Source organism: Rhodopseudomonas palustris (assembly GCF_013415845.1).
GTDB classification, from domain to species: Bacteria; Pseudomonadota; Alphaproteobacteria; order Rhizobiales; family Xanthobacteraceae; genus Rhodopseudomonas; species Rhodopseudomonas palustris_F.
In genome coordinates, this window is the sequence record NZ_CP058907.1 from 2078942 (window position 1) to 2098693 (window position 19752).

The following is a 19752-nucleotide window of genomic DNA, read 5'->3' on the forward strand; positions in this document are numbered from 1 at the left end:
AGCTCCATCGCCCGTTCCCCCTCCGGGGCCCGATCGAGCCGCCTTGCAAGGAGGCTGAAGCCGCGTCATGTTGCATCAGAGCCCGCAGAGTTTGAAGAAATCCGACAGCAATATGCGTCTGTTGATCATCGAGGATGACCGCGAATCCGCCGACTATCTGGTCAAGGCGTTTCGCGAGGTCGGCCACATCGCCGATCTCGCCAGCGATGGCGAAGAGGGCCTCGCGATGGCGGAGAGCGGCGACTACGACGTGCTGGTGGTCGATCGCATGCTGCCGAAGCGCGACGGCCTGTCGGTGATCGGAAGCCTGCGTGACAAAGGAAATCGCACGCCGGTGCTGATCCTGTCCGCGCTCGGCCAGGTCGACGACCGTATCAAGGGCCTGCGTGCCGGCGGCGACGACTATCTGCCGAAGCCCTACGCCTTCGCGGAACTGCTGGCGCGCGTCGAGGTGCTGTCGCGCCGTCACGGCGGCCCGGCGGAAGAGACCAGCTACCGCGTCGCCGATCTCGAACTCGACCGTCTGTCGCATCGCGTCACCCGCGGCGGCGAGGAGCTGACGCTGCAGCCGCGCGAATTCAGACTGCTCGAATATCTGATGAAGCACGCCGGGCAGGTGGTGACCCGCACCATGCTGCTGGAGAACGTCTGGGATTATCACTTCGATCCGCAGACTAACGTCATCGACGTCCACATCTCCCGGCTGCGTTCGAAGATCGACAAGGGCTTCGATCACCCGCTGCTGCACACCATCCGCGGCGCCGGCTACATGATCCGCGACGGGCTGCGCTGAGCTTCGCTCAGCGCCTCGTGACGCCGGCAGCGCCGTTCTCGCGACCCCGCTCGAGCGATGCCCAGAGGACCGCACCCCTTTAGATGCTGGCGGTGTTCGGTGCCGGCGGTTTACCGACGTTGCACTACCTCCGTAGTGTTTCTTGGTATCTAAATACGGCCGAGCTATCGTTTCTTAACTTTCGCATGCGAACGTCCCGCAAACTCACTGCAGATCAGGGATGTGAAAAGCCGCATGTTTATGGGACGTCAAAAGCGACAGGAGCTGCTGCAGAAGGCCGAATGGCTCGACACCCTCTCGCTTCACTGCGGCATCGGATTGTGGGACGCGATCCTGTACGAAGGCGATGCGATGCATCCCAAGGCCCGGTGGACCTGGTCGTCCGAGTTTCGCCGGCTGTGCGGCTACAGTTCTGAAGCCGAGTTTCCCAACGTCGTGCAATCCTGGTCGGATCGCCTGCATCCCGACGATGTCGCGCCGACCTTCGCGGCGTTCACCCAGACCTGCCAGACCGGCATCGGTTACGACGTGAAGTATCGCCTCAAGGTCAAGGACGGCAGCTATCGCTGGTTCCGTGCGACCGGCGGTGTCGTGCTCGACGAGAACCGTAAGCCGCGGCGCGCCTGCGGTTCGCTGGTCGACATCGACGAACTGGTGAAGGCGGAAAACCAGAAGCGCGACTCGATCCATCAGCTCGCCAACGATTTCGAAGGCGCCATCGGCAAGATCGTCAGGACCGTGTCGTCGGCTTCCGCCGACCTCGAAAGCTCGGCACGTCAGCTCGCGACCACGGCCGACACCTCGCAGCACCTCGCCGGCAACGTCGCGGCGGCCTCCGAAGAAGCCACCAGCAACGTGCAGTCGGTGGCATCGGCGACTGATCAGCTGTCGTCTTCGATCCGCGAGATCAGTCAGCAGGTTCAGGAATCCGCGCGGATCGCCGGCGAGGCGGTCGGCCAGGCGCGCAACACCACCGATCGCGTCAGCGAACTGTCGAAGGCCGCGACGCGGATCGGCGACGTCGTCGAACTGATCAACACCATCGCGGGCCAGACCAATCTGCTGGCGCTGAATGCCACCATCGAGGCGGCGCGCGCCGGCGAAGCCGGGCGAGGCTTCTCGGTCGTCGCCGCCGAAGTGAAGGCGCTCGCCGAGCAGACCGCGAAGGCCACAGGCGAGATCGGCCAACAGATCAGCCGCATCCAGTCGGCGACGCAGGAGTCGGTCGGCGCGATCAGCGAGATCAGCGGCACCATCGAGAAGCTGTCCGAAATCTCCGCGCACATCGCGTCGGCGGTCGAAGAGCAGGGCGCGGCGACGCAGGAGATCTCGCGCAACATTCAGCAGACCGCGCAAGGCACCGAGCGCGTCTCCGCCACCATCCTGGATGTCCGGCGCGGCGCGGTCGAAACCGGCACGTCATCCACGCAGCTGCTCTCGTCCGCGCAGTCGCTGTCGCAGGAGAGCGGCCGGTTGGAGGACGAAGTGAGCCGCTTCCTCCGCACCGTGCGCGCCTCGTAGCGACGCCGCAGCGGCGGACTATTCCAGCTATCACTCAGACCGAGGCGTCGTCCCACAGGACGGCGCCTCGGTTTTTTTATGTCTGGGCCTTCAGTCATGCAGACAATTGGCGCGCTACTTGAACGATTTGTCACTTTGGATTCAGGCCCGGAGTGTCTAGTTTGCGGGCATGAAAACTCTTCAACAGCAGCGCTGCCGCCGGGACGTGATCCGTGACCGCCTTCGGTAAACTGATCCGAACCACCGCGTTTCGGCTGACGCTGGTCTATCTGTTTCTGTTCGGTCTGTTCGCAGCCTCGCTGGTCGCGTACTTCGCCTGGACAACGCGCAAGCTGATCACCGATCAGATCACCACCACGGTCGATGCCGAGATTGCCGAGATCAACGACATCTACGGCCGACGCGGCTTGCGCGGCGTGGTGTTCACGCTGGAGAACCGCGCGCTGCGGCCGGGCGCCAATCTCTATCTGGTCACCACGCCGGCAGGGCAGGCAGTCGCCGGCAACGTCGGCGCGCTGGCGCCGGGGGTGATGAGCAAGAACGGCTGGAGCGAGACCTTCTATCGCCGCCTCGACGATCAGGAGCGTTCCGATCACCGCGCGCTGGTGCGCGTCACCGAGCTGTCGAGCGGGTTTCGCCTGCTCGTCGGTCGCGATCTCGAAGAGCGGAGACGGCTGAACAAAGTGGTGCGCTCGGCGGCGCAATGGTCGGTGCTGATCGTGGTCGTGCTCGGCCTCGGCGGCGGCGTGTTTGCGGCGCGCCGCGTGCTGCGGCGGATCGATGCGATGACCGGCACCACGCAGCGGATCATGGCGGGCGACCTGTCGGGCCGGTTGCCGGTCGGGCGCAGCGGCGACGAGCTCGACCGCCTGGCGGAAAATCTCAATGCGATGCTGGAGCGGATCGAAGCTCTGATGTCGGGCATGAAGGAAGTCTCCGACAACATCGCGCACGACCTCAAGACGCCGCTGACGCGGCTGCGCAACCGCGCCGAGGAGGCGCTGGCGCGCGCTGCCAATGAATCCGATTATCGCGTCGCGCTGGAGCGCACGATCGAGGAGTCCGACGGCCTGATCCGCACCTTCAACGCGCTGTTGATGATCGCTCGCGCCGAAGCCGGCTACGCCAGCGGCGACATGACCGATTTCGACGCCGCCGAGATTGCGCGCGACATCCACGAACTGTACGAGCCGCTCGCCGAAGACAACGCGCTCACCCTGCAGGTCGAGGCTCTGGCTGCGCCGGTCCGGGGCAATCGCGAATTGATCAGCCAGGCGCTCGCCAATCTGGTCGAGAACGCGATCAAATACGGCAAGCCGCAGCCGGCTGCCGAGGCTGACGTTCCTGCCGCCACCGGCACCGTCCAGATCGAGGCGCGGCGCGACGGCGATCAGGTGCTGCTCAGCGTCACCGACCACGGCATCGGCATTCCGGAAGGCGATCGCAAGCACGCGATCGAGCGCTTCGTTCGGCTCGAGGCCAGCCGCACGCTGCCGGGCTCCGGGCTCGGCCTCAGCCTCGCTTCGGCGGTGGCGCGGCTGCACGGTGGCGAACTGCGACTCGCCGACGCGGACCCGGGTTTGCGCGCCACGCTTGCAATTCCGGCCCGCACGGGCGAAGGACAGGCCTCCGCAACAACTCTCGAACCGGCGCCGGCATGATTTTTTCCGCGATCACCGCGGACCTCGACAACACCGCTTTGGCCGCGCGCTTCGGCGCCGGACCGCGCCTGTACGATCCCGTACTGGCTGCGGAGCGTTGGGCTGGCTGGCTAGTCGATCTTGCGCCTGAACAGGCTGATGCGATCGCGGCCCTCGGCAACGCGTTTCCCGACCTGCAGATCGCACTGCAATCGATCGCCGAGGCTTCGCCGTATCTGTTCGATCTGATCCGCGGCGATCCGGTGCGGCTGCTGCGCGTTCTGCGCGGCGCTCCGGAACAGCGGCTCGCCAAGCTGCTCGAAGACGCCGAGACGTTCGTCGCTGCGGCGTCGGCCGAAGACGAGGTGATGGCGGCGCTGCGCCGGCTGAAGGCCGAGGCTGCGCTGCTGATCGCGCTGTGCGATATCGGCGGGATCTGGCCGGTGATGCAGGTGACGCAGGCGCTCACTGATCTCGCCGGCCGCTCGGTGCAGATGGCGCTGCGCTTCCTGCTGCGCCTGGAGGCCGGCCGCGGCCGGATCGTGCCGCCCAATCCCGATTGCCCGGAGCAGGGCTCCGGCCTGATCGTGCTGGCGATGGGCAAGATGGGTGCCGGCGAGCTGAACTACTCGAGCGACATCGACCTGATCGTATTCTACGAGCTCGATGCGCCGACGCTCGCGCCCGACATCGAACCGCAGCCGTTCTTTGTGCGCGTGACCCAGGGGCTCAGCCGGATCCTGCAGCAGCGGCGCGGCGACGGCTACGTGTTCCGCGTCGACCTGCGACTGCGGCCCGATCCGGCGTCGACGCCGGTGGCGCTCTCGACGGTGTCGGCGCTCGATTACTACGAACGCGAAGGCCGCACTTGGGAACGCGCCGCGATGATCAAGGCGCGGCCCTGCGCCGGAGATCTCGTCGCAGGCGACGCGCTGCTGTCGGAGATCGCCCCGTTCGTCTGGCGCAAGCATCTCGACTTCGCCGCGCTGTCCGACGTCCACGACATGAAGCGGCAGATGCAGACCTATCGCGGCCAGACCGAGATTGCTGTCGAGGGCCACAACGTCAAGGTCGGCCGCGGCGGCATCCGCGAGATCGAGTTCTTCGCCCAGACCCAGCAACTGATCGCCGGCGGCCGGCATCCGGAATTGCGGGTGCGGCCGACGCTCGAGGCGTTGGAAATCCTGGCGGCGCGCAACTGGATCACCATCCAGGCACGCGACGAGCTGACCGAAGCGTATCTGTTCCTGCGCAAGGTCGAGCACCGCGTGCAGATGATCGCCGACGAGCAGACCCACGCGCTGCCCGACACCGTCGAGGCGATCGAACGGTTTTCGCGTTTCCTCGGCTACGACAGCCGGGACTCGTTTGCGCGCGATCTGCTCGGCTATCTCGAACGGGTGCAGGGCCATTACGCCAAGCTGTTCGAGGGCGATCCGACCGGCACCGCCAAGCTGCCGCCGGTCGATTACGGCGCCGGTCCTGAAGACACGCGGCTGCTCGATCACCTGCTGTCGCTCGGCTACAAGAAGCCGCTGATGATCGCGACCACGCTGCAGCAGTGGATGACCGGCGGCTATCGCGTGCTCAAGGTCGAGACCACGCAGCGCGCATTCCGCGAATTCGTGCCGGCGCTGATCGAGGAGCTGGCGCGCGCCGAACAGCCGGACGACGCCGTCAATGCGTTCGATCGCCTGCTGCAGGCGCTGCATCGCGGCGGCCGGCTGATTTCGCTGCTGAGCCAGAACCGCGAACTCTTGACGCTGGTGGCGCTGGTGCTCGGCGCCGCGCCGCGGCTCGGCGACATGCTGGCACGGCAGCCGCAGATTCTCGACGGCCTGATCGACCCGCGGTTCTTCGGCGCCATGCCGGATCAAACCGAACTGTCGGCGCGGCTGGCCGTCACGCTGGCGGATGCGGGGTCGTACGAAGAGTTTCTCGATCGGCTGCGGCTGTTCGGACAGGAGAGCCTGTTCCTGATCGGCACGCGGATTCTGTCCGGCACGGTTCCGACCCAGCAGGCGGCGGTGGCATTCGCCGATGTCGCCGAAGGCATCGTCGGCACGGTGCATGGCCTGGTCAGCGAGCAGTTCGCCTCGACCTACGGCCGGGTCAAAGGACAGCAGACCGCGATCTTGGCGATGGGCAAGCTCGGCAGCCGCGAGATGACGGCGTCGTCCGATCTCGACCTGATCCTGATCTATGATTTCGACGACGATCAGCCCGACAGTGACGGCGAACGCTCGCTGCACGGTGCGCAATACTTCGCTCGGTTCACCCAGCGGCTGATCTCGGCGTTCACCACGCGGACCAATTACGGCGTGCTGTACGACGTCGACATGCGGCTCCGGCCGTCGGGCCGCGCCGGTCCGGTGGCGTCGCGGCTGGATGCGTTCGCCGCCTATCAGGAGCAGGAAGCCTGGACCTGGGAGCATCTGGCGCTGACCCGGGCGCGGGTGATCTCGGCCGCGCCGGAGTTTCGCAGCAGGATTGAGCAGGTGATCCGTGCGGTGCTGACGCGGCCGCGCGACGCGGCGATCATCGCCAACGACGTCGCCGAAATGCGCCGCGCGATCGCGCAGGAGAAGGGCGAGGACGACGTCTGGGATCTGAAATATGCAGCCGGCGGCATGGTCGATATCGACTTCATCGCGCAGTATCTGCAGCTCGTGCATGCGCACGAGGCGGCCGACATCCTGCACGTCAACACGCTGTCGGCTCTCGATAATGCCAACCGGCTCGGCTTCCTGACGCAGGCCGATGCCGAAGTGCTGCGGCCCGCAGCGCGGCTGTATCAGAACCTGACGCAGATCCTGCGGCTGTGCGTCAGCGAGAAGTTCAATCCGGACACCGCCGGCGACGATCTGTTGCGGGTGATGGTGCGCGCCGGCGACGCGCCGGACTTCTCGTCGTTGCAGGCGCGGGTGAAAGAGACCCAGTCCGACGTTCGCGCGATCTTCAACCGCCTGATCGGCGGCGAGGACGCTTAGGGCGCAGTTGCGTGCGCCGCAGGTTTCTCGAGCGGGGAGTTGTAATCGTCCGGAGCGATTACTTCGCGGCGTCGGCAGAGGGCAGCTGTTCGCAATCCATCGAATACACCAGCTTGCCGCTCGCGGTCTGGCCGATCGGCTTGCAGCCGGTCACGCCATCGTCGATCGGAGCCGCGATGGAGGCGGGCGCCGTCGCCGGTGCCTCGTCCTGCTTGGACATGACGATGTAGCCGATGCCGACCGCGGCGCCGACGAACGCCAGTCGAAACATCCAGACCGAGGTCTGGTGGAAGGCGGTGCTGAAATCCACGCCGGGCTCCTCGCATCAATCGTCGGTTCGCTCTTACACGGCCGCTCCGAACGCGGACAAGCCGGATTTTAGACTAGAGCGTTGCTCGGAATGCTGTAGCTCAGACGGCCTGCCTGAACGGATCGCGCGCCACCGCGGTCCACCATTGCTGCACCACCGCCGGGCTGGTGAGCTGGATCGCCGCCGAGGCATCGAGCTGCGCCTTGCGATAGGCGCTGGCGGTGATGCCGAACCGGGCGCGGAACGAGCGGCTGAAATGCGCCTCGCTCTTGAACCCGAGATCGGAGGCGAGGCGTGACAGCCGCCGCGTCTCCACCGGATCGGCGAGCGCCGCCTGCACCGCGAGCAGCCGGCGTTCCTGGACGTAACGCATCACCCCACCGCGCTCGGCGAACAGCCGGTAGAGCGAGGCGCGCGACACGTCGAGCTGCTGCGCCAGCCAGTCAGGCGACAGCTCCGGCAGCGCAAGATTGTCGCGGATCAGCGCCTCGGTCAGCGCCAGGATGGTCTCGTCGGCGCCGCGTTGCGGGGCGAGGTCGGTTTCTGCGGACGGCGCCAGCAGCCGACGCAGAAAGTCGGCGGTCTCCGCTACTGTCGTTGCCACGTCGGCCTCGGTGAGCTGCGCGCTGCGCTCCTGCAGCGAACGGATATAGGCGGCGAGCAGGTCGTTGCGCAGCGGATCGAGCTTCGGCTTGAGCGCGTGCAGCGGCAGCCCCGCGAGCAGCTTGCGCGGCACGATCAGGCACATCGTGTTCGACGCGAATGCCCGGGTCGAGATCGGGCAGGCGAGATCGATCAGCGCCACCTTGCCGGGGCCGATCACGGTCTGCTGCCGCGTCACTTCACCGTTGAAGCCGCCGGACACGTAGAGGTGCAGCAGCAGGTGATCCGGCGTCACCGCGATGCGCTGGGCATCGCGGACGAAATCCTGGGCGTTGAACGCGACCTTGGCGACCACCAGGTCGCCGATGATGATGCCGTAGGCCGATCCGGTCGGCGTCTTCCGGCTCGGCCCGCAGGGGCGCGGCTCGAACAGCGGCGAGATCACCGCACGCCAGGTCGCGAACGCGTTGGCCTCGTCGAGGCCGGAGGTCACGTAATAAAGGCGGGGAAGGGACGCCATCAGGTCGATTGATCTTCAAGCCGGCTCGATCAGGCCATCGGTATTGAGCTACGCTGGCGGCCAAGTGCTTTCAGCTTAGCGGTTTTTTCCGAGAAAGACGATGCGTCTCCGCGCCGCCAGCAGCGGGACGCGGTAGTCATGTATTGCGCGCTCCGCGTGTATCCGCGCCAAGGCGAATTGGTGGCCGACATTGCCGTCCCCTCCGGTTCTGAGACGCAAAGTCAAAGGAAAGCGCCGCCGTCAACCTGAATCCCGCCGCTCCACTCTGTCGCGACGCATTCGCACCGATCTAGAACTACGCGAACACCGGGGCGAAGTGTTCGTCAGTTCGCCGACCGGAGACGAACAGAAGACTGGGCATGCGCGGCTGAGGCGCCTGCCGAGACAGGAAGGGGAAGTCTGTGAGCACCGTGGGGCGTTTTCGTCATCTCTCGTCGCTGCTGTTGTGTACGACGTTTCTTGTCAGCGCTCCGATGTCAGCGGTGCTGTATGCGGCAGAGTCGCCTTCGAAATCGAAGTCGGTCGCCAGGTCTGTCTTGTCCCCTGAATTGGAGGCGAAGTTTTCCGATGCGATGCGGCAGGGCGAGCGCGCGCTGATCGCACAGGCTTACGACAGCACGTATCGCGATCCCGGGCTGCGCGACGCGGTGGTGCGCCACGTGTCTACACTGGCACCGACCGCGCTGCGCGACGTCACCACCGCCGCCGATCTCGGCGTGCTGACCTCCGGCCAGCGGATGGTGCTCGCGCCGAATGCCGCGCAGGTGCTGGCGACCCGCACCGCCTCGGCTTCGGGACTGACCGCGTCGTCGTATCAGAACGTCGCGATGGCGGTGAACAACTCGCCGAACCTGCCGAACCCGATGCCATCGAGGACCGAGCAGACCTGGAACCTGGATATGATCGGCGCCCAGGGCGCCTATAACCGCGGCTTCACCGGCGCCGGCGTCACCGTCACGGTCGCGGACACGGGCTTCGACACCACCAATGCCGGCCTCGTCAACAAGCTCAGGACCAATCTCGGCAAGAACTACATGGTTGAGATCGGCAAGGCGTTCGATCCGAACGATCTCTCGCCGGAGAGCGCACAGAAAACTGACATCCATGGTTCGCACGTCGCCGGCATTATCGCGGCCGAGAAGTTCGACAATGTCGATGCGCATGGCGTCGCCTACGATGCCAGCATCATTCCGCTGCGCGCGATCGCCGAGAAAGGCTACACCACTTACGGGAACGTCGACTCCTCCGCGCTGGCGCTGAACTACTTCGCCGGCCTGAGCGGGACGATGGTCTATAACGCCAGCTACGGTCCGAACTCCGACGGTCTCACCAATCTGAAGCTATGGACCGTCGGAAACATCGACGACGAGGCGAATGCCGCGTTTAACGTCCTCAAGGCCGGCAAGATCATCGTCGCTGCCGCCGGCAACGACCGCGCCGACAATCCGATCGCCGCCCGCAATGCCAACGGCATTGCGCTGATGCCGTTCTTCAATCCGGCGCACGCCGCGCTTGGTGTGTACGACGATCAGGGACAGCAGCTCGACGGATCTGCCCTTCAACATCAGCAGGGGCAGATTATTTCGGTGATGTCGGTGGGCATCACCAAGGCGGCTGCGTCCTATTCGAATCTCTGCGGCGTGACCGCGAGCTGGTGCGTGGCCGCGCCCGGTGGCGATGATGCGACGGGCGCGCTGGTTTATTCCACCGTGCCGGTGAACACCTACGGCTTCGCGCAAGGCACCTCGATGGCAGCGCCGACGGTGTCGGGCGCGATCGCGGTGCTGATCCAAGCTAACCCGAGCTACAACGCGCAGGACCTGTCGCGCCTGTTGTTCTCGAGCACCGAAGATCTCGGCGCGCCCGGCGTCGATGCTGTGTTCGGCTACGGCCTGATCCGGCTCGATCGGGCCACTGATGGTCCGACCACGCTCGCTGCTAACACGGCGGTGTCGGTGGTCGCCGACCAGACCACTTATTGGAGCCGGCTGCTCACCACCGACGGTGATTTCTCCAAGGTCGGCACCGGCATTCTGAGCATCTCGGGCCGGACCAACGCCGGCGGCAATGTGTTCGCGCAGCTCGGCACGCTGGCCGTCGACGGCACGCTGACGATGTCAGCCGGCCATCGCCTGGAAGTGGCACAGCCTGCAACCCTGGCCGGCTTCGGCACGATCGCCGGCGACACGGTGATCGCGGGTACGCTGTCGCCGGGCAAGATGGCCAATATCGGCGACCTCGTGAGCAACAACGTGGTGCCGGCCGGCACGGTGCTGAACGGCAACTCGGTCGGCTCGCTGACCTTCAACGGCAACGTCACGCTGACCTCGACCGCCACGACCCGGATCGACATCGACGGCTCGCTGATCGTGCCCGGCGGCCCCGGCACCTACGACAAGATCTACGTCACCGGCGCCGGCAACGTGTTCTATGCGGCCGGCACGCTGACGCCGGTGCTGCGCGGCAGCGTCGGCACCGTCAGCAACTACACGCCGGCGATCGGCACCGAGTTCGCCTTCGTACAGGCAACCGACGGCGCCAGCACGGCGGGCAGCTTCTCCAAGCTGGTGCAGCCGACGTCGGGGCTGCCGGCCAATGGCCGTTTCGACCTGATCTACAACCCGACGTCGATCACGCTGGTGGTGACGCCGTCGAGCTTCAGCCAGCTCGCCGATGCCGATAAGCTCGGCCCGACGCAGCGGTCGATCGCCGGCATCCTCGACAAGGATCGCGCCGCCTCGGGCGAGATGCCGACAGCCAACGAGAAAGCGCTGTATGACGCGCTGTACAAGCTCAACTCCGAGGCTGAGTTCGACAAGGCGCTGAATCAGCTTTCGGGTCCCGGCCAGCCGGCGATGGCGAGCGCGCCGCTGCAGGCTTTCACCGGCTTCCTCGGCGCGATCGGCGATCGCCAGGACATGCTGACGTCCGGCAGCGAGATCGGCCAGAACGGCACCGCGCAATCGTTCGCGCTGTCATATGCAGGCCGCAACACGATGAGTGCCGGGACCAATGCGGCGATGAACGCGTTCGCCAGCATCTCGCCGGCCGAGCGGGTGCAGGACGGCTGGTCGGTGTGGGGCCAGGGCTTCGGCCGCAACAGCCGGGTCGGCGACAGCGGCGACCTGTCCGGTTCGAAGGCTGTCAGCGCCGGCTTCGCGGTCGGCGTCGATCGCCGGTTCTCCAACAGCTTCAACGCCGGTGGTGCATTCGGCTATACGCGCACCACGGCGACCAGCACCGACATGCAGGGCACCGTCGATACCTATGCGGGCGCTGCCTATGCGAGCTGGACGCCGGGCGCCGCCGTGCTCGACTTCCGGATCGCGGCCGGTCCCAGCCAGATGGCGACCAGCCGCCAGATCCTGCTGTCGCCGACCAGCCTGCAGGGCAGCGCCAACGGCGTCGGCGTCGGCACCACGTTCGAGGCCGGCTATCGGTTCGCGATGGGGCACGACGTGACGCTGAAGCCGTTCGTCGGCATGACCTGGCAGGGCTTCCGCCGCGACGCCTACAGCGAAAGCCAGCTGCCGATCGGCCTCGTCTATGCGGCCCGGACCTATGACAAGCTGACCTCCACGGTCGGCGCGGCGGTGAGCGCGCGGCTGCGCACCACCGACGGCACCACGCTGGCGCCGGAGCTGAAGGTCGGCTGGGGCTACGATCTGCGCGACAGCACGTTGGTCAGCGATGCCGCGCTGCTCGATGAAGCGTTCCTGGTCGATGCAGCCCAGCCCGGTCGCAACGCGGCTCTGGTCAGCGCCAAGCTGTCCGGCTGGCGTACCGAGACGTTCCGGATGTTCGCCGCCTACACCGGCGAATATCGCAGCAACGCCACCAGCCACCAGGTCTCGGCCGGCGCCCGCGTCAACTGGTAAGCGAATCTCACAGCTCCAGCGAGCCCCGGTTCTGAGCGATCAGAACCGGGGCTTGTTTTTGCGCGGGGGGCTGAGGACCCGTGGCTGACGGCATTGACCAGAACAGCTCGGGATTCCGGGTTCGCGAGCTCTCGCTCGCGCCCCGGAATGACGTTGCATTGATTGCTTAGACTCTCCCCGAGTCATTCCGGGGCGCGCGGAGCGCGAACCCGGAATCTCCTTCTGCGGTGCGTATTCACGCCATCACAGTGCAACGGCAGAGACGCGGCCGTGAAAAGAGACCAAGCGTAGGGAGAGAGACTAAGCGCGACGAGATCAGGCGGCGAGGGGGCGCTGCTGGCAGGTGCGGGGCAGGCTCACCATCACGACGGTGCCGGCGCCGAGGGTGGAGCGCAGACGCATCGAGCCGCCGTGCAGATTGACCAGCGACTTGGCGATCGCGAGGCCGAGGCCCGAGCCGTGATAGCTCTTTGTGAGCTGGCTCTCGACCTGCTCGAACGGCTGGCCGAGACGGCGCAGCGATTGCGGCGGAATGCCGATGCCGGTGTCGGCGATCATCAGCACGATCGAACCGCCGGCGAGGTGACCGCGCACGGTGACGCGGCCGGCGTCGGGGGTGAACTTCACCGCGTTCGACAGCAGGTTGATCAGGATCTGTTTGATGGCGCGGCGGTCGGCGACGATCGGAATCTGGTCGTTCAGCTCGGAGCGCAGCTCGAGGTGCTTGTGCTCGGCGCGGCCGGCGACGACTTTGACCGACTCGCCGATGGTCTTGGCGAGATCGAGCGGCTCCATCTCCAGCCGCATCCGCCCGGCTTCGATCTTCGACATGTCGAGAATGTCGTTGATCACCTCCAGCAGATAGTGACCGCTGGTCATGATGTCGTGGCAGTATTCCTGATACTTCTCCGAGCCCAGCGTGCCGAACATGCCGCTGCCCATGATCTCCGAGAAGCCGATGATGGCGTTGAGCGGCGTCCGCAGCTCGTGGCTCATATTGGCCAGGAATTTCGACTTGGTCTGATTGGCTTCCTCGGCCCGCCGTTTTTCGTCGGCATATTTGCGGGCGAGGTCGGCGAGTTCGAGCGCCTGCTTCTCCAGCTTCGATTGCGTGATCTTGAGATCGGCGACGGTGGCGCGCAGTCGCAGGTCGTTGTCGACCAGCTTCTGTTCGTGCGCCTTGATCCTGGTGATGTCGGTGCCGACTGCGACGTAGCCGCCGTCCTTGGTGCGGCGCTCGCTGATGTGCAGCCAGCTGCCGTCGTCGAGCTGCGCCTCGAAGGTGCGGGCGCCGGGCATCACCGCGCCGTTGTCGCATAGCCGGGTGCGAAGCTGCGGCATCCGGCCGACTTCGAGAATGGTCTCGTACGAGGTGCCGGGCGTCACCGCCGAGTCCGGCAATTTGTGCAGGCGCTGGAAGTGCGAATTGCACAACACCAGCCGGTTCTCGGCGTCCCACAGCACGAAGGCTTCCGGGATGGTCTCGATCGCGTCGCGCAGGCGCAGATCGGCTTCGACCGAACGCTCGGCAAGGCTCTTCTGTTCGGTGATATCGACCGCGATGCCGATCAGGTGCTTCTCGGTTGCGCCGGCCTCTTGGGTCAGTTCGCAGCGCATCCGCAGCCAGATCCAGTGGCCGTGGGCGTGACGCATCTGGAAGCTGTGATCGATGTGATCGACGCGGCCGGCCATCAGTTCGTCGGCGATCGCGAACAGGTCGATGTCCTCGCCCTTCACCAGCGCATTGACCTCACCGAAGGTGAGGAGGTCGTTGCGGCTTTCCAGGCCGAGGATCGTGAACATCGATTGCGACCAGAAGATCCGGCCGCGGCTGAGGTCCCAATCCCACAGCCCGCAGCGGCCGCGATTGAGCGCGGTGTCGATCCGGCTGCGCACCGCGTCGTTGATCAGGTCGCCCTCGCGGGCGCGGGTCGATTGCCAATGGAAGGCGAAGCCGAGGATCAGCACCACGAAGCCGGTGGTCGCCGACAGCGTCACCTGTAGCGCGGTGTCCGATCGGAGCAGCGAGCCGGTGTCTTCCTGGATGATGACGACCTGACCGGGCAGCGACTTCACCACGTGCATCGTGGCCAGCGCGGAAGCGCCGCCTGGCAGGGTGATTTCGCTGATGCTGCTCTGCTGACCTGATTTGGTCAGCGACGCTGCGCCCAGGATTTCGAGAAAGCGGTTGTCCACACTCGGTTCGGTGCCGATCGGCACGCGCGCGAGAATTCGCTGATCGGCGCTGGTGACGATGACATGCCGCCCCGGCGCAATACCCCAAGTCGGGATCAGGCCCGGCAACAGATTCTGCAGGCGTTCGATCGAGGCGGGGCGGTCGAGCCGGACGACGCCGATATGTTCGAGACGTTCGGCGATCAGATCGGCGAGCGCGCTGAGGTCGCGGTTCATCGCACCGCGCTTCTGCTTGCTCTGCTCGATGATCTGAACAGCGGCACCGAAGAAGATGGTGACGAGAAATGCGATGATCAGCAAAGGCACCGCGCGCCGCAACACCGGTTCTGCATTCAGCAGCCGATGATAGGCGGGTTTAGCGATCGACTGCGCCAATCCTTTGATTGAATCGGATTGAGCGCAGGCGTCCGCTGCCTGCACGCGCGCCATACGTGGCCCCCACCAAGTATCCGTCAGCACCCGTTCGAGCAGCGAGCGCCGTTCGAATCATGATTAGGATTTGAATCGACTTTTAGTGGGCTGTCGAGAGTCAACGACTCAGCCCGTCGGAAAAATTCTTATCCAAAGGTGAATCGCGCCGACATTTTTTCGTGAGTCGAGTCCGAAAGGAGAACGGCCGCAAAGTTTGTTGCGGCGCTTTCAGCTCAGTCGGCGTTCGGCGGTTCGGCGTGACTGATCACGCGCTTTACCGAGGGGAACTTGGCGCGCAGCTTGCGCTCGATTTCGTCGACGTGGTCGTGAACCGAGATCACGCTCATCGACGGATCGGCGTAGCAGTGGAAGTTGACGATCTCGCCGGCATCGGTGTCGCGCACGCGGACGCTGTGCACGTCGTGGATCGCGCCATCGTGGGTGAGCCGGCGCAGTGCCAGCCGAATCTCTTCGACGCGTGCGGGCGCGGCGTCCGAGCCTTGCGGCAGCTCCGGCTCCAGCGGCTCGATGTGGGTGTCGACTTCGACGTCGGCACCGAAGTCCTCACGGATGTGATCCTCGAGCTTGTGTGCGATATCGTGCGCTTCGATCAGCGGCATATTGCCGTCGACTTCGAGATCGATGCTGACGATCAGCTTGTGGCCGCCGAGATCGTGGACGGTGACATGGTGGACGGCGAGGCCGGAATTGCGCGCGATCACCATGATGCGCTCGCGGACGCTCTCATTGTCGCGCGCCACCGGAATCGCCGTGAAGGTGAGATCGGCGTCGCCGAAGATCTCGGACATCGATTCCTGCGCCTTGCGCTTGATCTCGTCGATGCGGTCGATCGGATAGGTGCGGGGCACTTCGACCAGGGCGTCGATGAAGTGCGTCGGTCCGACCATGCGGGCGCGCAGCCGCTCGACGCCGACCACACCCGGTACGGCGCCGATCGCTTCGCGCGCCTTCTCCGACACGCCTTCGGGGGCGCGATCGAGCAGGGTCTGAATCGTGGAGCGGCCGAGCCGCAGCCCGAGCAGCGAGATCATCACCGCGACGCCGATCGCGGCCGCGGCGTCACCCCAATGGAATCCCGCGGCGGCGAGCGCCAGGCCGGCGATCACCGCGAACGAGCCGAGCACGTCGGAGGCGAAATGCAGCGCGTCGGCGGCGAGCGCCTGGCTCTTGGTGGCGACCGCGGTGCGGTGCAGGGCCCAGGCGCGCCACAGATTGACGACGATATCGACGCCGAGGATGACGAAGGCCAGATACGAGAAGGTCGGCGGCGCCGCGCCCTCGCGCAGCCGGCTGTAGGCTTCGACCAGGATGCCGCCGGCCAGCACGTACAGCATCGCGATCACGCCGAGCGCCGACAGGCTCTCGATCTTGCCGTGACCGTAGTGATGCGCGTCGTCGGCGGGGCGGTCGGAGATCCGCACCACGAACCAGGTGATGATGGTGGCGACCAGATCGATCGAGCTGTGAAGCGCTTCGGAGATCAGCGCCAGCGAACCGATGGCGATGCCGACGGCGAATTTCGCCGCGGCCATGGTGGCACTCGCCACCACGGAGACCGCGGCCACTCGCGACTTGGTGCTGGCGACGTCGTTCATGGCGGGGGATTTAGCAGCCTCGTGCGACGCCGGAAAGGCGCGCGGCCCGTTACCCTGGTGGTAACGGGCCGGTTTGCAGTAGCTGCGAATTAGTCTCAGTAAAATGGAGGCGCGGCCGGGGTGAAACCGGTCAGATCGTCACCACGATCTTGCCGAGGTGGCGGTTGGCTTCCATGTGGGCGAATGCCGCACCGATCTCGGTGAACGGAAACACCCTGTCGATCGGCAGCTTCAAAACGCGGGCTTCGACCGCCGGCCAGATGTCGCCGCGGACTTGGCGGAAGATCTCGCGGACCTCTTCGACGCTGCGGCTGCGGAAGGTGACGCCGACATAATCGATCCGGCGCGCCGCATGCAGATCGAAATTGAAATCCGCATGGGTGCCGCCGAGCCGGCCGACATTGACGATGCGGCCGAGCACGCGGGTGGCGGCGAGGTTCTGGTTGGCGACCTTGCCGGAGACCTGGTCGATCACGAGATCGACGCCGGCGCCGCCGGTGGCGGCGAGCACCTGATCGACCCAGCCGTCGCCGGAGGAGTCGATCGCCAGATCGGCGCCGAACTGATGCAGCTTGTCGCGCCGGCTCTTGTCGGTCGACGAGCCGATCACCTTGCGGGCGCCCTTGAGCTTGGCGATCTGCATCGCCATCAGCCCGACGCCGGAGCTGGCGCCTTGGACCAGCACCGACTGCCCCGAGCGCAGCTTGCCGATCGCCACCACCGCATTGTGCATCGTGGTGAGGGCGACGGGCAGGGTGGCGGCCTCTTCGAAGCTCAAGCCGTCCGGGATCGGCAGCAGCCGGCCGTGATCGGCGAGGGTGTACTCGCCGAACGCTCCGGCGGTCGAGCCCATCACGCGGTCGCCGATCTTGCAGCCATAGGCCTCATCGCCGAGCGCTTCGACTTCGCCGGCGAATTCCATGCCCAGCACCGCGCCCACGCCGCCAGCGGCGCCGTGGGCGTGGCCCTTGGTCATGCCGAGGTCGGCGCGGTTGAGCCCGCAGGCGCGGACCCGGATCAGGACTTGCGGACCTTTCGGCGCCGGCTTGTCGACTTCGGTGATGGCGGCGCCACCGGCGCCGTAGACATAGGCTTTCATCGCAAGCTCGTCCTGTTTCGCTGCGCCGATCCGGCGCGCGTCTTACTCCGCGGCCTCGCGCGCGCCGCCCGAGAGCAGCGCTTCGAGCCGGCCGCGGATGATCGCTTCGGCTTCGCGCACGATCCGCGACACCAGCTCGGCGCAGCTTGGAATATCATGGATCAGGCCCTGCACCATGCCCGCCGACCATACGCCTTCGTCGGTATCGCCGTTGACATAGACCATCTTGCCGCGCGAGCCGGCGACCAGCTCCTTGACCTGCTCGAAGGTCGCGCCCTGCTTCTCCAGTTCGATCACCTGCTGGCTGATCGCATTCTTGGCGACCCGCGAGGTGTTGCGCAGGGTGCGGAAGATCAGGTCGGTGGAGCGCTCGTCGTTGGCGACGATCTTCTCCTTCACCGCCTGGTGGATCGGGCTCTCCTTGGTGCACATGAAGCGGGTGCCCATGTTGATGCCGTCGGCGCCGAGCGCCAGCGCCGCAACCAGACCGCGCGCGTCGGCGAACCCGCCCGAGGCGATCATCGGGATCTTGATCTTGTCGGCGGCGGCCGGGATCAGGACCAGGCCGGGGGTGTCATCCTCACCCGGGTGGCCGGCGCATTCGAAGCCGTCGATCGAGATGCCGTCGACGCCCATCCGCTCCGCCGACAGCGCGTGGCGGACGCTGGTGCATTTGTGCAGCACCTTGACGCCGTGCTTCTTGAAGTCCTCGACGTGCTCCTGTGGCTTATTACCGGCGGTCTCGACGATCTTGACGCCGCTCTCGATGATGACGCGGCGATACTCGGCGTAAGGCGGCGGCTTGATCGCCGGCAGGATGGTGAGATTGACGCCGAACGGCTTGTCGGTCATCTCGCGGCAGCGCGCGATTTCCTTGGCGAGATCTTCCGGCGTCGGCTGCGTCAACGCGGTGATCATGCCGAGCGCGCCGGCATTGGCCACGGCGGCGACCAGCTCGGCCCGGCCGACCCATTGCATGCCGCCTTGCACGATCGGGTGCTCGACGCCGAAGGCTTCGGTGAAACGGGTCTTGATCATCATGGTCCCCCTTGGACATTCCGGCGCCTGACGCGCCTGTTGCTGTTGCTGGCGCCGGGAGATTGCCGAAGCGACGGCGAAATGTCCAATGCGTGGGGAGGGGAGTGGTCCGCATTTCCGGCGTCATTCCGGGGCGCTCGCGTCAGCGAGCGAACCCGGAATCTCTGCGAGATGAAAACAACTTCTGGTTTCCGGGTTCGCGCTGCGCGCGCCCCGGAATGACGGCGCGTGGAAGGATCGTCAGGCTTTCGCCGTCTGGCGGAATTCGTTGTGCAGTTCGCCGATGCCTTCGATCGCGATGGTGACGGCGTTGACCGGCTCCTTCATCACGCCGACGCCGACCGAGGTGCCGCAGCAGATCAAATCGCCGGGCTCCAGCGTCATGTCGTGCGACAGCAGGCTGACGAGCTGATGCGGCGCGAAGATCATGTCGGCAACCGGGTAGTTCTGTCGCTCGGCGCCGTTCAGAATGGTGCGGATCGACAGCGTCATCGGATCGAGCCCGGTCGTGATCGCCGGGCCGAACGGCCCGAAGCCGTCGAAGCTCTTGGCCCGCGCCCATTGCGGGAAGCTCGGATCGCGATTGAGGATGTCGGCCGCGGTGATGTCGTTGACGCAGGTGTAGCCGAAGATATGCGATGCCGCCTCGGATTCCGAGATGTTGCTGCAACGCTTGCCGATGACGATGCCGAGCTCGCCCTCGTACACCACCTTGCCGTCGTAGGAGGCGGGACGGTTCACCACGGCGCCGTGGGACGTGACGCTGGTGGTGGCTTTGAGGAAGTACAATGGCTCCGGCGGGATCGACTGATTGAGCTTGGCGGCGAGCGCGCGAAAGTTGTTCCACAGCCCGATGATCTTGCCCGGCGTACACGGGCTGAGCAGCTCGACATCACCGAGCTGCAGCGTCTGCCCGGTCGGCTGATGAGCGCCGAACATGTCGCCGTCATGCACGGTGATATCCGAATGCGCGATGGTCCCGAACCCGACCGCGCCACCTGCGCGAAAACGAACCCATTTGGTCATGGCGTAGTGTTCCTCAACTCGGGAGTCATTCCGGGGCGCGCATGAAATGCGCGAGCCCGGAATCTCGATGGACTAGGCGTGCTAACAACCTCGGGATTCCGGGTTCGCTCG

At 65.8% G+C, this 19752-nt stretch carries 12 protein-coding genes; 5 read left to right on the plus strand and 7 right to left on the minus strand.

The features are described 5' to 3' along the window. Positions 1–112 precede the first annotated feature (112 nt). The 4 genes from HZF03_RS09570 to HZF03_RS09585 all read left to right on the plus strand — a co-directional run bounded on the left by HZF03_RS09570 (position 113) and on the right by HZF03_RS09585 (position 6944). Positions 113–793 carry a response regulator transcription factor gene (locus tag HZF03_RS09570; RefSeq protein WP_041810344.1) on the plus strand — a complete coding sequence of 227 codons (681 nt, stop codon included), beginning with the start codon at positions 113–115 and terminating at the stop codon, positions 791–793. A 351-nt stretch (positions 794–1144) separates the two neighbouring features. Then, positions 1145–2314, plus strand: a complete 1170-nt coding sequence (locus HZF03_RS09575; protein ID WP_375164936.1) for a methyl-accepting chemotaxis protein — start codon at positions 1145–1147, stop codon at positions 2312–2314. A 212-nt stretch (positions 2315–2526) separates the two neighbouring features. Next, on the plus strand, positions 2527–3975 hold the full coding sequence (locus HZF03_RS09580) for a sensor histidine kinase (protein ID WP_119018609.1): 1449 nt from the start codon (positions 2527–2529) through the stop codon (positions 3973–3975). Beyond that, positions 3972–6944: a bifunctional [glutamine synthetase] adenylyltransferase/[glutamine synthetase]-adenylyl-L-tyrosine phosphorylase gene (locus HZF03_RS09585; RefSeq protein WP_119018608.1), complete on the plus strand. Its 2973-nt coding sequence runs from the start codon at positions 3972–3974 to the stop codon at positions 6942–6944. Before HZF03_RS09580 ends, HZF03_RS09585 begins: the two co-directional genes overlap by 4 nt. Positions 6945–7002: 58 nt before the next feature. On the opposite strand, the gene HZF03_RS09590 is transcribed toward HZF03_RS09585, so the two are convergent. Continuing rightward, positions 7003–7254: a hypothetical protein gene (locus HZF03_RS09590; RefSeq protein ID WP_119018607.1), complete on the minus strand. Its 252-nt coding sequence runs from the start codon at positions 7252–7254 to the stop codon at positions 7003–7005. A 100-nt stretch (positions 7255–7354) separates the two neighbouring features. Next, positions 7355–8377: a helix-turn-helix domain-containing protein gene (locus HZF03_RS09595; protein WP_119018606.1), complete on the minus strand. Its 1023-nt coding sequence runs from the start codon at positions 8375–8377 to the stop codon at positions 7355–7357. Positions 8378–8778: 401 nt separating this feature from the next. Between HZF03_RS09595 and HZF03_RS09600 the strand changes: the two genes are divergently transcribed. Then, complete coding sequence (locus HZF03_RS09600; RefSeq protein WP_119018605.1) at positions 8779–12255, plus strand: autotransporter domain-containing protein; 3477 nt, start codon at positions 8779–8781, stop codon at positions 12253–12255. Between the two features lie 315 nt (positions 12256–12570). Here HZF03_RS09600 and HZF03_RS09605 read toward each other — a convergent pair whose 3' ends face one another. The 5 genes from HZF03_RS09605 to HZF03_RS09625 all read right to left on the minus strand — a co-directional run bounded on the left by HZF03_RS09605 (position 12571) and on the right by HZF03_RS09625 (position 19641). Beyond that, positions 12571–14880: a PAS domain-containing sensor histidine kinase gene (locus tag HZF03_RS09605; RefSeq protein ID WP_042440968.1), complete on the minus strand. Its 2310-nt coding sequence runs from the start codon at positions 14878–14880 to the stop codon at positions 12571–12573. Positions 14881–15095: 215 nt separating this feature from the next. Further along, complete coding sequence (locus HZF03_RS09610; protein ID WP_012495471.1) at positions 15096–16478, minus strand: cation-efflux pump; 1383 nt, start codon at positions 16476–16478, stop codon at positions 15096–15098. Between the two features lie 130 nt (positions 16479–16608). Next, positions 16609–17577: a zinc-binding dehydrogenase gene (locus HZF03_RS09615; RefSeq protein ID WP_119018604.1), complete on the minus strand. Its 969-nt coding sequence runs from the start codon at positions 17575–17577 to the stop codon at positions 16609–16611. A 42-nt stretch (positions 17578–17619) separates the two neighbouring features. Continuing rightward, on the minus strand, positions 17620–18615 hold the full coding sequence (locus tag HZF03_RS09620) for an NAD(P)H-dependent flavin oxidoreductase (RefSeq protein WP_119018650.1): 996 nt from the start codon (positions 18613–18615) through the stop codon (positions 17620–17622). Positions 18616–18855: 240 nt separating this feature from the next. Further along, positions 18856–19641, minus strand: a complete 786-nt coding sequence (locus tag HZF03_RS09625; protein ID WP_119020117.1) for a fumarylacetoacetate hydrolase family protein — start codon at positions 19639–19641, stop codon at positions 18856–18858. Positions 19642–19752 lie beyond the last annotated feature (111 nt).